We start from the raw sequence: 15182 nt of genomic DNA, 5'->3' as shown, positions 1-15182 counted from the left end.
GCTTTTCAGCCGGCGGAGGAATGGAAATGTACAGGGTAGGCATCGACTTGGGTTCTGTGAGCGTGGACCTTGTGGTTATGGACGAAGCAGGAAGCATCGTAAGAGAAGTCTATACGCGCCACATGGGAAGGCCTTTCGAAATAGGAAGGGAAGCCATAGAGGAAGTGCTCAAAGAATTTCCCGTCGATTTTATCGCAGCCACAGGGACCGCGGCCCATGCCTTCGCTCCCATTGTGGGGGCTGCATTCGTGAACGAAATTGTGGCCCTTACCCAGGGGTTCAGCTTTCTCTACCCCCATGCGGGAAGCGTGATAGATATCGGGGGAGCCGACTCCAAGCTGATTATTTTCGAGAAGGGCACGCGGAGCAGGAAACTGAAGGTCCGGGATTTTTCGATGAACACCTTATGTGCTGCGGGGACGGGCTCTTTCCTCGATCAGCAGGCATCGAGGCTTCGGTTCACTATCGAGGAATTCAGCGAAGTGGCGCTGAAATCGAACAACCCCCCGAGGATTGCGGGCAGGTGCACCGTATTCGCCAAATCGGATATGATCCATCTTCAACAGATCGCCACCCCCGATTATGAGATCGTTGCGGGACTCTGTTATGCCCTTGCGAGAAACTTCAAAAGCAATATCGCGAAAGGTAAGGATATCAAAAATCCTGTGGCTTTCGTGGGCGGCGTCGCGCAAAATGCAGGAATGAGAAAGGCCATTCAGGACGTATTCGGTCTTGGGAACGACGAGTTTATCGTTCCCGATCATTTCACCTCTATGGGCGCCATAGGGGCCGTAGTCACGGTACAGGAAGACCCGTCTCTGAAACGCCGGTTCAAAGGTTTCGAAGAGCTCGATACATACCTGGAGAAACAGAGACTGGAGGAGACCCATGAGCCCCTCGAGATCTCGGACCAAAACCTGAACGTCTCCTACGCGGTACGGACAATCGATTCCAGGGTTACCGCTTATTTGGGTGTGGACGTGGGATCGATCAGCACCAATCTCGTAGTTATCGATGCAGAGAGGAACGTCCTGGTAAAAAGGTACCTCATGACCGAGGGGAGGCCCCTGGAAGCCGTGAAGAGAGGATTGGCCGAGATCGCGGACGAGGTGGGCGACAAGGTGGAGATTATCGGCGCAGGGACCACCGGATCCGGAAGATATTTGACTGCCGATTATATCGGCGCAGATATCGTGAGAAACGAGATTACTGCCCAGGCGGAAGCCGCCATATCCATAGACCCGGAAGTAGACACAATTTTCGAAATAGGAGGGCAGGACTCCAAGTACATAAGCATCGACAGGGGCGTGATCGTCGATTTCGAGATGAATAAGGCCTGTGCCGCGGGCACGGGCTCCTTTCTCGAGGAACAGGCCGAGAGGCTCGGTATTTCGGTAAAGGAAGAGTTCGCCGACCTCGCCCTCGCATCGGCTCAACCGATAAAGATGGGCGAAAGGTGCACGGTCTTCATAGAGTCAGATGTAATCCATCACCAGCAGAAGGGCGCAAAGACGGGGGACCTCGTGAGCGGCCTTTCTTACTCCATTGTCATGAATTACCTGAATAAAGTGGTGGGGGACCGGCGCATCGGGAACAGGATATTCTTCCAGGGCGGCACGGCTTTCAACAAGGGCGTAGTCGCGGCCTTTGAAAAAGTGTTGGCAGGCAGGCCCCTCAAGGTGCCGCCCCATCACGATGTGACAGGGGCCATCGGGGTCGCTATCCTTGCAATGAAAGAGAAGACCTGGGAAAAAAGCTCGTTCAGGGGCTTCGACTTGAGCAAGAGAAGTTACGAGGTCGAGACCTTCGAGTGTAAGGGATGTGAGAACCTCTGCGAGATCAGGAAAGTTATGGTTGAGCGGGAGGCTCCATTATATTACGGGAGCAGATGCGAGAAATACGATGTGGTGAAGAAGAAGGAAAAGAAAGATATTCCCGATCTTTTCAAAATCAGGAACGAAATAATGCATGAAGTGTGTGAGGGCAACGGTGACGGTGAGACTATCGGCATCCCGATGCTTCTCAACATGCATGAATTTCTGCCGTTCTGGAAGACATTCTTTGTAAATTTGGGTTTTACGGTCATACTGTCCGATCCCACCAACAAATCGATTATCCGTGACGGGGGAGAGAATATTATAGTGGAGACCTGCTTCCCCGTGAAACTTGCTCACGGCCACCTCCTGAACCTCATTAAGAAAGATGTGAAGAGGATATTCCTTCCCAGCGTTATCAATATGAAAAAGCCGACGGAGAACGTCTCTAATTCCTTCGCCTGCCCTTACGCCCAATCCGTCCCGTACACAGTGCATGCCTCCATAGATTTCGCCGGCTCGGGCGTAACATTGGACTCTCCGGTGATCCATCTGGGGGGAGGAGCCAAAGTCGTTCTTGACGAGCTCTACGCCTATGGGAAAAGCCTGCACAAATCACGTAAGGCAATAAGAAAAGCGTTCGAAGCCGCGAGCGGAGCCCAGGAGGAGTTTACCCGCAGATGCCTCCAAAAAGGGATCGAAGCATTATCCGGTCTGAAGAGCAATGAGAAGGCAATGATAGTGGTCGGCAGACCGTACAACAGTACGGACCCCGGGGCGAACCTCAACCTCAATAAAAAACTTATCGACCTCGGGGTGATGCCGGTTCCTCTTGATATGCTGCCCATTCCCAATGATGTCGAGAGCGGGCAGGGCCTCGAGGATATGTACTGGGGATATGGCCACAAGATACTGAGGGCAGCAAGGTTCATCCGGAACCATAAAAATCTTTATGCCATCTACATTACGAACTTCGGATGCGGACCTGACTCCTTTATCACTCATTTCTTCAAAAAAACTATGAAAGGAAAACCCTACCTCCAGCTTGAGATAGACGAGCACAGTGCCGACGCGGGGGCAGTCACAAGACTTGAAGCCTTTCTCGACAGTATAAAGAACGCCAGGATCGAAGAGGCAGGGAAGGAAGCGCGCAGCGATGTCTACAAGATGAACGGTCACAGGAAGAGAATCTATATACCCTACATGACCGATCACGCCTATGCCCTTGCCGGCGCCTTTAGGGCGTGCGGTGTGGATGCGGCGGTGATGGATGAATCTGACGAGGAGTCGGTCACTGTAGGGAGAAAATATACCACCGGCAAAGAATGTTATCCTTGTATACTCACTACCGGCGATATGGTAAAGCACGCAACCAAGGCTGATTTCGATCCCGGAAAGAGCGCCTTCTTCATGCCTTCCGGGAGTGGGCCGTGCCGATTCGGTCAATACCATAAATTTCACCGCATGGTGCTTGATGAGATAGGCCTCCCTGATGTGCCCATTTACGCGCCTAACCAGGACGACAGGTTCTATAAGGAGCTCAATATAGTGGGCGGCAAATTTTCCCGCCTCGGTTGGAGGGCGGTGGTCGCTACCGATCTTCTCATCAAGATGCTCCATGAAACCAGACCTTTTGAAACCAGGATCGGGGATACCGACATAGTCTATGAAGAGGCCCTCTCTGCAGTGCGCAGGTCCATAGAAGGCGGAGGAGAAGATATCGTACCGGTCCTCGACCGGTCTGCACGCGCGTTTCTGGGGATCCCGAAGAACGATGTCCGGAAGCCTGTAGTGGGTATCGTGGGTGAGATATACATAAGGTCAAACCGATTTGCGAATGGATACCTGATAAAGAAGGTGGAGGAGTTCGGGGGGCAGGTGTGGCTCGCGCCCATTGCAGAGTGGATATCTTATGTGAATTTCACGGCAAGAGCAAGAAGCCTGAAAAATGCGAGCTTCTCCAATGCGTTAAGTGTTATACTTACGGATCGTGTTCAGAAAAAAGAGGAGCACGCCATGGAGAAGGTCTTCAAGGGGCTGCTGCGTTACGGTCCCGAGCCTACGGTGGTGTCGATCATCGAAAAAGCGCGTCCTTACGTGGATGTAAGTTTTGAAGGGGAAGCTATCCTCAGCGTGGGCAAAAGCATAGACTTTATCGGGAAGGGGGTATCAGGCATAATCAACGCCATGCCTTTTACCTGTATGCCGGGGACCATATCGAGCGCAATGATGAAGCTGATCCAGAAGAAATATGAGATTCCGATCTTAAATGTCGCGTATGAGGGCCAGGGAATGACGAACATCACCACCAGGCTCGACGCGTTCATGTATCAGGTGAGAGAGCACTTTCAGGGTAATGAGTAATCCGACTTTCGAGGTCCTTCTCATCGCAATCCTCATAGTGCTGAACGGTATTTTTTCCGCCGGCGAGATGGCCATAGTCTCGTCGAGAAAAAGTAAAATCAAAGAGTTACTTCGGGAAAAGAAGGACAGGAAGGCGGAGATCCTGCTCCTCATGAAAGAGAACCCCGAAAAATTTCTTTCCTCGGTCCAGGTGGGAATTACCCTTTTCGGAACCCTTGCCTCCGCGGTGGGCGGAATTGTCTCGGTGAAATACATCGCTCCCCTCATGGGCCGTTTCCTTGCAAAAGACCTTTCCGAGACGGTTTCGCTGGTATTGGTGGTGGCCGTCCTCACATACCTGACTCTCGTTTTCGGGGAGCTGGTGCCGAAATATATCGGCATGAACTATAAAGAGTCGGTTGCCCTCAGGATCGCGCCATTATTTGATTACACATCAAGGATCCTGTTTTTCGTGGTCAATTTCCTCAGCCTGTCCACCACGTTCATCATCAAGGGCTTAAGCCTGAAAAAAGGAGAGGACCATGTGGGCGAGGGGGAGATAAAGATTCTCCTTGAAGAGGGGAGGAGGAAGGGGGTATTCGACCGCACCGAAGAAGAGCTGATCGACAGCGTCTTCAAGTTTGCCGACAGGCTGGTGAAGGAGATCATGGTGCCCAGGCCCAATGTCTACGCCATCGACATAGAAGAGGGCAGAGATGAGATACTCAAGTATATTATAGAGAATGAATATTCCCGGTATCCCGTCTACAGGGACCATCCGGACAATGTGATAGGCATCGTATATCACAAGGATATTACCAGACATATATGGCTCAAGGAAGAATTCGATCTCGAGGGGCTGCTGAAGAAGCCGTACTTCGTGCCCGAGACCATGGAAATAAGCGCCCTCCTCAGAGAAATGCAGAAAAGGCGCTCCCACATGGCGGTGGTAGTCGACGAATATGGGAGCACCATCGGCATCGTGACCCTTGAAGACATCATGGAAGAGATATTCGGCGATATTATGGATGAGACCGACGTAGACGACCGGATGGAGAGGTTGAGGGACGGTTCGGTGATTATAGACGGGGCTTACTCGATCAGGGATCTCAATAACAAGATGGACCTCGATTTACCGGAAGGTCCGGGTTATGAGACATTGGGAGGGTTTATACTGAGCCAGCTCCAGGGGATCGCCAGGGGGGGCGAGATGGTCTACGTGGGAGGCTACAAATTCACTGTGGTCGATATTGAAGGCAGGAGAATCAGGAAAGTGAAGCTCGAGCGCCGCCGGTTAGGTCCGAGGAGGACCTGAAAAGGGAAGGGCGGTTTACCTCTTTTCTTCGAAGATGCCCATGCCCCTGAATTTCTCGTATCGCTTCTGTTTCCTCTCTTCAGGGTTCATCGCCATGACCTCTTTCAGGTATTTCGTGAGGACGGGCCTGACATGCTCCATGGCTTCATCCTGATTCCTGTGCGCACCGCCGAAGGGCTCCCTGATAATATCGTCAATTACCTTGAGTTTAAGAAGGTCGTATGAGGTGGGCTTCAGGGCCTCGGCCGCCAGAGGGCCCTTCGATCCATCCCTCCAGAGGATGGCCGCACATCCTTCGGGCGAAATGACTGCGTAGGTGGCATTCTCGAGCATCAGGATCCGGTCGCCTACGCCTATGGCAAGCGCCCCTCCGCTCCCTCCCTCTCCGATGACCACGATGATTACCGGCACGTCGAGAGAGAACATAAAGCATATACTCGAGGCGATTGCCTCTGCCTGACCCCTCTCTTCCGCCTCGATCCCCGGGAAGGCTCCGGGGGTGTCGATGAAGGTGATTATGGGCTTTCCCCAGCGGTTAGCCATATCCATAACCCTCATGGCCTTTCGATATCCATCGGGATGGGCCATGCCGAAGTTTCTGTATGCCATGGCCCGTATGTCCTTTCCCTTCTGGTGACCTATTACCGCCACGCCCGTGCCCTCATGAAAGGCAAAGCCGGCCACGATGGCGGGATCGTCCCGGAACTTGCGGTCGCCCTGGAGCTCCGTAAAGTCGGTAAAAAGATTTTCGATGTAATCGAGGGTGTGGGGCCTGTTCAGGTGTCTCGAGATCTGCGACCTCTGCCAATGGGAAAGGTCTCCGTAAATCTCCTTCTCGAGCTTCGCCACTTTTTTCTGAATGGATTGAAATTCCCGGGCATAATGGGGATCTCTCACATCATAGAATCTCTTTATCTCGTCTAGCCTTCGCTCTAAAGGCTCAAGCCTTTTCTCAAAGTCAAGATAATGTCTCATCCGACACCTCAACCGAAACTCCGTCCGGAAAATTTTTCAATACCACATCCATTTTTGCGGGGTCCACGCGAAGGTTCTTTACGGGAAGGGACCGCCTGTCGCCGTTAAAAGAGAATTCGAGCGATATCTTCGCCTTTCCCCTAAGGCTGAAGAGGACATCTTTAAGGACCCTCAAGTCCTCTTTCCTGAATACCCGGCAATCGATGCCGAGCTTCACCCTCTTACCCATCTCCCTGGCCATATCCTCAAGGAGGATTATATTCTTTGCCTTTATACGCGCGCCGTTTTCGTCGACCTTGTCCAGGTTTCCAAGCACGATGAGAGGTTTCTCGCCGGCGATATGCTTCTGATTTCTGCCGTAGAGGTCGGGAAAGACGATCACCTCTACGGTTCCTTTCGTATCTTCGAGGGTGATATAGGCCATCCTGTCACCCCTTTTGGTTACCACTTCCTTGCAGGTGCTCACCACGCCGACGATCTGGATATCCTCCGACATATCGGTGGTTTCTTTTAAATTTTGACTGTCGTAGGGCGTGATGCTGTTGATAAGCTCCTCATAGGCGCCCAGGGGATGCCTGCTGAAGTAGAAGCCGAGGGCTTCTTTCTCCCCCCGGAGAAGCTCCTCGTGAGGGATCTCTTCCATCTCAGGTATGTTGATGGTCTCCGCGGCCCCGTATTCGGTTCCGAATATATCCATCTGATATTGGTTCTTATCTTTTTTCTGGAGTTTATCGGACTTCTCGTGGAGCACGTGGAGGAGTTGGGACCTTTTGAGCCCCATGCTGTCGAAGCAGCCGCCCTTTATGAGGGCTTCCATGACTTTCTTGTTTACCCGCCTGGAGTCTATGGCGCTCAGGAACTGGGTGAAGGAGGTGAACTCTCCGAGCTCTTCCCTGACTGCGAGAATACTGTCGAGGGCTGCGTCTCCCACGTTCTTTATCCCTGACAAGCCGAAGCGTATCTTATTCTCCACAACGGTAAAAGACTTCTCGCTCTTGTTTATGTCGGGGGGCAGGATCTCTACTCCGTCTTCCCTGCATTCCGATACATACTTGACCATTTTGTCCGTATCGTTCACTTCGCTCGTAAGGATGGCGGCAAAATAGGGGACGTAATAGTGGGCCTTGAGATAGGCGGTCTGATAAGCGATCAATCCATAGGCGGTACTATGGGATTTGTTGAAACCATATTCACCGAACTGAAGGATGATATCGTAAATTTTCTGTGCGGCCTGAAGGGATACGCCGTTGGCGGTCGCGCCGGTGATGAACCGCTCCTTGTACGCCTCGATCTGCTCGGGCACCTTTTTGGACATGGCCTTTCTCAGGGCATCCGCGTCCTTTATCGAAAATTTGGCAAGGACCGTGGCGATCTTCATAATCTGTTCCTGATAGATTATGACGCCGTAGGTGTCCTTCAGCACCCCTTCCAGGAGGGGCGTCTCATATTTCACAAGAGACGGGTTGTTCCGTCTCTTGATGAACTCATCGACCATGCCGCTCTTTAAGGGGCCCGGCCGGTAAAGGGCGATGAGGGGCATGATATCCTCGAAGGTCGCAGGCTTGAGCTTGGTGAGCAGGTCTTTCATGCCTCTGCTTTCAAGCTGGAACACCCCTGAGGTGTTCCCCGCGGCAAGAAGCTCATAGGTCTTTCTGTCGTCGAGGGGAAGGTTGTTGATATCCAGGTCGACACCCTGGGCCTTCAAAAGCTTTATTGCCTCATCCATGATAGTGAGGGTTTCGAGACCGAGAAAGTCTATCTTGATAAGACCGATTTTCTCGATGGTCTTCATGGCGTATTGGGTGATTACCTCGCCCTTCGATCCTTTATAGAGGGGCAGGTACTCCGACAGGTGCTTGTTCGCGATCACGATGCCCGCCGCGTGGGTCGAGGCATGACGCGCGAGGCCCTCGAGGACCATTGCATTATCGAGAAGCTCTCGTGTTCTTTCATCATTGCGGTAGGCGTCGCCGAGCTGGGGCTCGTCCGACATGGATCTCTCTATGCCGTTGTCCGCGGAAGTGACCATCTTGGCGATCTTATCCACATCCGCGTAAGGGATCCCGAGGGCCCTGCCCACGTCCCGGACCGCGGCCTTCGACTGCATGGTCCCGAAGGTGATTATCTGGGCCACGTTATCCTTGCCGTATTTGTCGGTCACATACTTGATTACCTCATCCCTTCTTTTCTTGCAGAAGTCGACGTCGATATCAGGCATGGTGACGCGCTCGGGATTTAAGAACCTCTCGAAGATAAGATCATATTTGATGGGATCTATATCGGTGATGGCGAGGCAGTATGCAACGAGGCTTCCGGCAGCGGAACCCCTGCCGGGACCCACTGGTATTCCCTCCGACTTCGCATATCTGATGAAGTCGGCGACGATGAGGAAATAACCGGCAAAGCCGATTCTCTTTATTACATCGATCTCATAAAGAAGCCTTTCGCGGTAAGTCTCCTCGAGGGCGGGCTCGAAAACTTCATAGGCGGCCTTAATGCGGTCCAGGCGCTCGCGGAAACCCTGCTCGCTGAGAGACACGAAATACTCATCGATCTCCATCTCTTTGGGCGGTGTAAAGACCGGGAAATGGTATGTATCTACATCGATCTCGACATTACACATCTCGGCGATTCTCATCGTATTGGACAAGGCTTCGGGGTATTGGGAAAAGGCCCTCTCCATCACTTCTTTCGACTTGAAGTAAAACTCCTCGGTTTGAAATGCCAGTCTGTCTTTGTCGTTCATGGTCTTGCCCGTCTGAATGCAGAGGAGCAGCTCATGGGCCTTGGCTTCTTCCTTACGGAGGTAATGGCAGTCGTTTGTCGCGACCAGGGGAATACCGTAGTGTTTCGAGAGACTCGCCAGCCCCTCGTTTATCTTGGTCTGCTCCGCGATGCCGTTATCCTGAAGCTCGAAGAACATCCTATCGCCGAAAATGGAATAATACTCCTCAACCGTGTCGTGAATCGTCTTTTCATTGTCCCGCAGTATCATGGACGGGATCTCTCCCTTTATGCATGCGGTGAGACAGATGAGGCCCTCGTGGTATTTCCTCAGAAGCTCCTTGTCGATTCTGGGGACATAGTAGAAGCCTTCGAGGTGGGCGAAGCTGATGAGCTTGCAGAGGTTCTTGTAACCCTGGTTGGTCTGGGCGAGGAGGACGATGTGGAACGCATTGTCCTCGCCCCTCACCTTTTTCTGATCGAACCGTGACTTCGGGGCGATATATGCTTCAACCCCGATGATCGGCTTTACCCCGTACTGTTTTGCGGCAAAATAGAAATCGACCACTCCGAACATGTTGCCGTGGTCTGTGATACTGCACGAGGGCATGCCGTATTCATTCGCGAGCTTGAATAACCGGTCGAACCGTATCGCCCCGTCAAGGAGGCTGAATTGTGTGTGGAGATGGAGATGAACGAAATCCGCCATCTATTCCCACTCAATGGTGCTCGGGGGCTTGGAAGAGATATCGTAGACGACCCTGTTTACCCCGGGTACTTCATTGATTATCCTGCGCGCCATCCTGTCGAGCACGTCATTGGGGATCCTCGCCCAATCGGCGGTCATGGCGTCTTCGCTCTCCACGATCCTTATGGCGATGACATTGGCATAGGTCCGCTCGTCGCCCATCACCCCCACGGTCTTCACGGGGATAAGTATGCCGAAGGATTGCCAGATATGGGAGAAGGCGACGTTTCTCTCCACTTCCTCCCTTACGATATGGTCCGCTTCTTTGAGTATCTTCAGCCGCTCCCGGGTGACATCGCCGATGATCCTGATGGCGAGACCGGGACCGGGGAAAGGCTGCCTCTGGACTATGTTGTCGGGCAGGCCGAGCTCTTTGCCCACGATCCTTACCTCATCCTTGAAAAGCTCGCGGAGCGGCTCCAGGAGCTTGAGCTTCATCCGCTTGGGGAGACCCCCCACGTTATGGTGGCTCTTTATAGTGGCTGAAGGACCTTTGGAAGAGATGGATTCTATTACGTCCGGATAGAGGGTGCCCTGGGCGAGGAACTGAACGTCGCCCGATGCCTTGGCCTCTTCTTCAAAAATCTTGATGAAGAGCTTACCAATGATCTTACGCTTTCTTTCAGGATCTTTTACCCCTTTTAATGCATCGAGAAATCGATCGGTTGCGTCCACATATTTAAGGTTCAGATGGAGCCTGTCTTTAAAGATGTCGACTACTTCCTTCTCTTCGTCCTTCCTCAGGACGCCGTTATTCACGAAGACGCAGCGGAGCTTATCCCCTATGGCAGCATGGATCAATGTGGCGACTACCGATGAATCGACGCCCCCGCTGAGGGCGCATATGACGGTGCGGTCCCCTACCTCTTCCTTTATACGGTCCGTAGCGAGCTTCACAAAAGACTTCGGGGAAAAAAGGCCCTTGGCCTTACAGATCTTGAAAAGAAAATTCTTGAGGATTCTCTTTCCTTTCGGTGTGTGGTGGACCTCGGGATGGAACTGGACTCCGTAGATCAATCCATCCGCGGAGCGTATGGCGGCATGGGGTGAATTATCCGAATGGGCGAGGGTCCTGAAGCCTTTGGGCATGGTCAGTATCCTGTCCTGGTGGCTCATCCAGACGACGTCCCCGTCCTTTATCCCTTCGAGGAGGGCGTCCCGGTCATTGACTGATGCGTTGACCGATATGTGGGCTTTCCCGTACTCTCTTTTGGTCGACTTATCTACTTTCCCCTTATACACCGTGGTGATAAGCTGAAGCCCGTAGCAGATGCCCAGGATAGGAATGGGGAGCTTAAAGATGCCTAAGTCGCATATGGGGGCGTCAGCCTCGGTGACACTCTTCGGCCCGCCGGACAGGATGATCCCTTTCGGGTTCATCGCTACGATCTTATCGAGACTCAGGTTAAAAGGGTATATCTCACAATATACCCCAAGCTCGCGCACCTTTCTCGCGATGAGCTGGGTATATTGAGAGCCGAAATCCAGAATTAAAACTATTTCCTTGTGGTAGTCCATTACACCTCACTCGATCCGGTAGTTCGGAGATTCCTTGGTGATGATCACGTCGTGTACGTGACTTTCCCTGAGCCCGGCCGCGGTGATCCTCACGAACCGCGCCTTCTCGCGGAGCTCTGCGAGATTCTCGCACCCGAGATATCCCATGCCCGACCTGAGCCCGCCCACAAGCTGTTGAATGGCGATGGAGAGAGAGCCCCTGTAGGGTACTCTTCCTTCAATGCCTTCGGGAACGATCTTCGATTCGATTTCATCCTCGGGTATGCAGTAGCGGTCCCTCGTCTTGCCTTCCTTCATGGCCTCGAGGGAGCCCATGCCCCTGTAGACCTTATAGGTCCGGCCCTGATAGAGCACCATCTCGCCCGGGGTTTCATCGGTACCTGCAAAGAGATTCCCTATCATCACCGTGTCGGCGCCCGCTGCAAGGGCTTTCGTGATATCGCCGGAGAATTTGATGCCCCCGTCGGCGATAATGGGTATATCGTATTTCTTTGCCATTTTGGAGACAGCCATAATGGCGGTTATCTGGGGCACCCCCACGCCGGCGATGATCCTCGTGGTGCAGATAGAGCCCGGTCCGACTCCTATCTTCACCGCATCGGCGCCTGCCTTGATCAGGGCTTCGCAGCCCTCCGCCGTCGCGATATTGCCGGCGATCACCTGGGCGTTCTTGAAATTCCGTTTTATCTGCTTCACCGATTCGATCACATTCTGGGAATGGCCGTGTGCCGTATCCACGACGATCACGTCGCAGCCCGCCTTGAGGAGGGCCTCGACCCTCGCGTCCCTGTCTTTGGCAACTCCGACTGCCGCCCCGACCCTGAGCCTGCCCAGGTGGTCCTTGGAGGAAAAGGGGAATTTCCGCATCTTCTCTATGTCTTTAATGGTAATGAGGCCTTTCAGATTGAAATTCCCATCCACCACGAGAAGCTTCTCGATCTTATGCTTATGGAGTATCTTTTTGGAGTCTTCAAGGCTTATCCCTTCACTTACGGTGACGAGATTCTCCCTTGTCATCACGTTCTGCACCTTCTCCTCGAAATTCGTTTCGAATCTGAGGTCCCGGTTGGTGATGATCCCCACGAGTTTTTTGCCCTTTGTCACGGGTATGCCGGAGATCCTGTACCGGGCCATCAAATCGAGGGCGTCCCTTATTTTCTGATCCGGCCTCATGGTGATAGGGTCTATGATCATGCCGCTCTCGGATTTCTTCACCTTCTCCACTTCCTGGGCCTGCTCTTCAACGCCCATGTTCCTGTGGATGATCCCTATGCCTCCCTCCTGGGCAAGGCAGATAGCGGTCTTTGCCTCGGTGACCGTGTCCATGGCAGCGCTGAGGACCGGTATGGTCAGTTTTATGTTCTTTGTAAGAGAGGCGGATACATCGGCCTCGTTGGGTATTATACTGCTCATGGACGGGACAAGGAGTACATCGTCGAATGTAAGGCCCTCGTTAATGTCTTTCTCCTGCATTGATCACCTCTTCAATTCCTTTTCAGTTTATCATACGAGAGCCTTAAAAAGGCTCTGCACGGAACATTACCGGCTCCGGCATTGGTTCGCCGGTCCGTCGCCTACGAGTCTTGCCGGGGAATTCACATGGATGAGTGGTGGCGTGTCCAACCGTTTTGGTATAAACCTCATGCTTCTTCTCGATAGTCGCAAATCCGTAATATCCGTTGCTTGTAAGTCGTCTAAATTCAGGCGCGATATGTGTCAAATGTCGGCACGCTTACAAAAGCCTTGCCATTTTATATTGGATTAGTATAATGCATAAGGTTAAAATAATCAAAAGTTTTTAGAGGCAAAGGGAAGGCCGGGATGAATGAAACAGGGAAGGCATTGTTAAAAGTGAAGGGTCTCACGACCGGCTTTGCCCTTGATTCCATGACAATGAAAGTGGTCAATGGCCTCGATCTCTCCCTTAATAAAGGAGAGGTATTCGGCATCGTGGGAGAGAGCGGGTCGGGAAAGACCATGACCGCCCTCTCCATTATGCGGCTGGTGCCGCCCCCCGGGAAGATACTCGGCGGCAAGGCGATATTCGAGGAGCGGGACCTTCTCGCCCTTACCCTCGATGAAATGAACACGGTCCGGGGAAACAGGATCGGCATGGTCTTTCAGGAGCCCATGAGCGCCCTTAATCCCGTACTGCGGATCGGCGACCAGATCTGTGAAACCATCGAGATCCACAAGAAGCTCTCAAAGGCGGAGATAAAAAACCGGGCCCTGGAACTCCTTCGTGGCGTGGGGTTCGATGAGCCGGAAAAGAAATTCAACCAATACCCCCACCAGCTGAGCGGCGGCCAAAGGCAGAGGGTGCTCATCGCCATCGCCATATCCTGCGATCCGTCTCTCGTAATTGCCGACGAACCGACCACCGCCCTTGACGTGGCAACGGAGTCCCAGATACTGTGTCTTCTCCAGGACCTGGTTTCCGCGAAAGCCATGTCCATGATTTTCATCACCCATAACCTTAGTATTATAAAAGGCCTGGCCCAGAGGGTAGGTATCATGTATGCGGGCAGGATGGTGGAGCAGAATTATGTCGACCAGTTTTTCAGCGCTCCCCTCCATCCGTACAGCAAGGGGTTGCTTGAATCGGTGGTCTGGCTGAAAAGCGATCAGGCGCGCCTGAAGGCGATCCCCGGTTTCGTACCGAAAATGTCCGATCTGCCCCCGGGATGCAAGTTTAACCCGCGCTGTCCCCACGTAATGGAAATATGCAGGGGCGATGAGCCGGAGCTCAAGGAAGTGGAAAGAGGAAAATGGGTAAGGTGCTATCTGTATCAGGACTGAAGAAGACCTACGAGGTGCGCAGGACCGCCTTCTCTTACGGCAAGGAGATAATCAGGGCCGTTGACGGGGTTTCCTTCGACCTCGACCGGGGGCAGACCCTCGGCGTGGTGGGGGAGAGCGGCTCGGGAAAGAGCACCCTTGCCCGGTGCATACTACTCCTCGATACGCCCGACGAAGGCAGGATCACCTTCATGGACCGGGACCTCATGAAGGTCAAGAGGAAAGAGCTGAAGACCCTGAGGAGGGAGATGCAGATCATCTTCCAGGACCCTTATTCGTCTCTCAATCCGAGGAGGAGGGTCTATGATATCATGGCAGAACCCTTGCTTTTCCATGGTCTGGCCGACAAAGGCACCATAAAGGGGCAGGTTGTCGACCTCTTGAGGAAGGTGGGATTGGGAGAGGATTTCATGCCCAAATTCCCTCACGAAATGAGCGGAGGCCAGCGCCAGCGCGTCGCCATCGGCAGGGCCCTGGCCACGAGTCCCGTATTCATAATAGCCGATGAGCCCGTATCATCTCTCGACGTCTCCATTCAGGCCCAGATCGTCAATCTTTTCATCGATATCCGGGAGCAGCTCAATATCTCCATGCTCTTTGTCTCCCACGACCTTAATATAGTAAGGTTCATATCCGATAATATCATTGTCATGTACGGCGGCAAGATAGTGGAATCGGGAACAAAGGACAAGGTGTTTTACGAGCCCCTTCATCCCTATACAAGGATGCTCATACACTCCATCAAGGGAGAATACTGCATGGGCGTGGGGCAGGAGCTCTTCGACCGTAACCGCGGGTGCGTCTATTATCCCCGGTGCGAAATGGCCGTGGCCAAATGCGCGGGGGAGACCCCCGAGCTCGTGGGCAGCGAGGACCATCGTGTCGCCTGTTTCGTTGCCGGGGACCGCTGAAAAACCCGTATACACTCCCTCACGCTCTTCTTCCA

The 15182-nt window shown here is 53.0% G+C and carries 8 protein-coding genes; 4 read left to right on the top strand and 4 right to left on the bottom strand.

From position 1 onward, the window contains the following. Positions 1-20: 20 nt before the first annotated feature. Positions 21-4178 carry an acyl-CoA dehydratase activase gene (locus VGJ94_14050; protein ID HEY3277736.1) on the top strand — a complete coding sequence of 1386 codons (4158 nt, stop codon included), beginning with the start codon at positions 21-23 and terminating at the stop codon, positions 4176-4178. After that, complete coding sequence (locus VGJ94_14045) at positions 4171-5472, top strand: hemolysin family protein (GenBank protein ID HEY3277735.1); 1302 nt, start codon at positions 4171-4173, stop codon at positions 5470-5472. Before VGJ94_14050 ends, VGJ94_14045 begins: the two co-directional genes overlap by 8 nt. A gap of 15 nt (positions 5473-5487) precedes the next feature. Here VGJ94_14045 and VGJ94_14040 read toward each other — a convergent pair whose 3' ends face one another. From VGJ94_14040 to guaB, 4 genes are read right to left on the bottom strand one after another with little or no spacing between them, the layout of a single operon-like run. Further along, positions 5488-6447, bottom strand: coding sequence for an acetyl-CoA carboxylase carboxyltransferase subunit alpha (locus tag VGJ94_14040; protein HEY3277734.1), 960 nt, complete (start codon positions 6445-6447; stop codon positions 5488-5490). After that, entirely contained in the window at positions 6431-9880 is a 3450-nt protein-coding gene (locus VGJ94_14035; protein HEY3277733.1) for a DNA polymerase III subunit alpha, read from the bottom strand. The genes VGJ94_14040 and VGJ94_14035 overlap by 17 nt, the downstream gene beginning before the upstream one ends. Then, a complete protein-coding gene (gene guaA, locus VGJ94_14030) occupies positions 9881-11437 on the bottom strand; it encodes a glutamine-hydrolyzing GMP synthase (protein HEY3277732.1) in 1557 nt (518 codons plus the stop codon). Positions 11438-11443: 6 nt separating this feature from the next. Then, positions 11444-12910 carry an IMP dehydrogenase gene (gene guaB / locus VGJ94_14025; GenBank protein HEY3277731.1) on the bottom strand — a complete coding sequence of 489 codons (1467 nt, stop codon included), beginning with the start codon at positions 12908-12910 and terminating at the stop codon, positions 11444-11446. Between the two features lie 348 nt (positions 12911-13258). On the opposite strand from guaB, the gene VGJ94_14020 reads away from it, so the two are divergent. Together VGJ94_14020 and VGJ94_14015 are read left to right on the top strand one after the other, a co-directional pair. Next, complete coding sequence (locus tag VGJ94_14020; protein HEY3277730.1) at positions 13259-14236, top strand: ABC transporter ATP-binding protein; 978 nt, start codon at positions 13259-13261, stop codon at positions 14234-14236. Continuing rightward, positions 14206-15147: an oligopeptide/dipeptide ABC transporter ATP-binding protein gene (locus tag VGJ94_14015; protein HEY3277729.1), complete on the top strand. Its 942-nt coding sequence runs from the start codon at positions 14206-14208 to the stop codon at positions 15145-15147. Before VGJ94_14020 ends, VGJ94_14015 begins: the two co-directional genes overlap by 31 nt. Positions 15148-15182 lie beyond the last annotated feature (35 nt).

This window comes from Syntrophorhabdaceae bacterium (assembly GCA_036504895.1).
Classification (GTDB): domain Bacteria; phylum Desulfobacterota; class Syntrophorhabdia; order Syntrophorhabdales; family Syntrophorhabdaceae; genus PNOM01.
This window is presented reverse-complemented; position numbering and strand designations above follow the sequence as displayed.

Coding starts and splice junctions, on each gene's coding strand:
- VGJ94_14045 (HEY3277735.1), top strand. CDS start 4,171: ATGAGTAATCCGACTTTCGAGGTCCTTCTCATCGCAATCCTCATAGTG.
- VGJ94_14040 (HEY3277734.1), bottom strand. CDS start 6,447: ATGAGACATTATCTTGACTTTGAGAAAAGGCTTGAGCCTTTAGAGCGA.
- VGJ94_14015 (HEY3277729.1), top strand. CDS start 14,206: ATGGGTAAGGTGCTATCTGTATCAGGACTGAAGAAGACCTACGAGGTG.
- guaB (HEY3277731.1), bottom strand. CDS start 12,910: ATGCAGGAGAAAGACATTAACGAGGGCCTTACATTCGACGATGTACTC.
- VGJ94_14020 (HEY3277730.1), top strand. CDS start 13,259: ATGAATGAAACAGGGAAGGCATTGTTAAAAGTGAAGGGTCTCACGACC.
- guaA (HEY3277732.1), bottom strand. CDS start 11,437: ATGGACTACCACAAGGAAATAGTTTTAATTCTGGATTTCGGCTCTCAA.
- VGJ94_14050 (HEY3277736.1), top strand. CDS start 21: ATGGAAATGTACAGGGTAGGCATCGACTTGGGTTCTGTGAGCGTGGAC.
- VGJ94_14035 (HEY3277733.1), bottom strand. CDS start 9,880: ATGGCGGATTTCGTTCATCTCCATCTCCACACACAATTCAGCCTCCTT.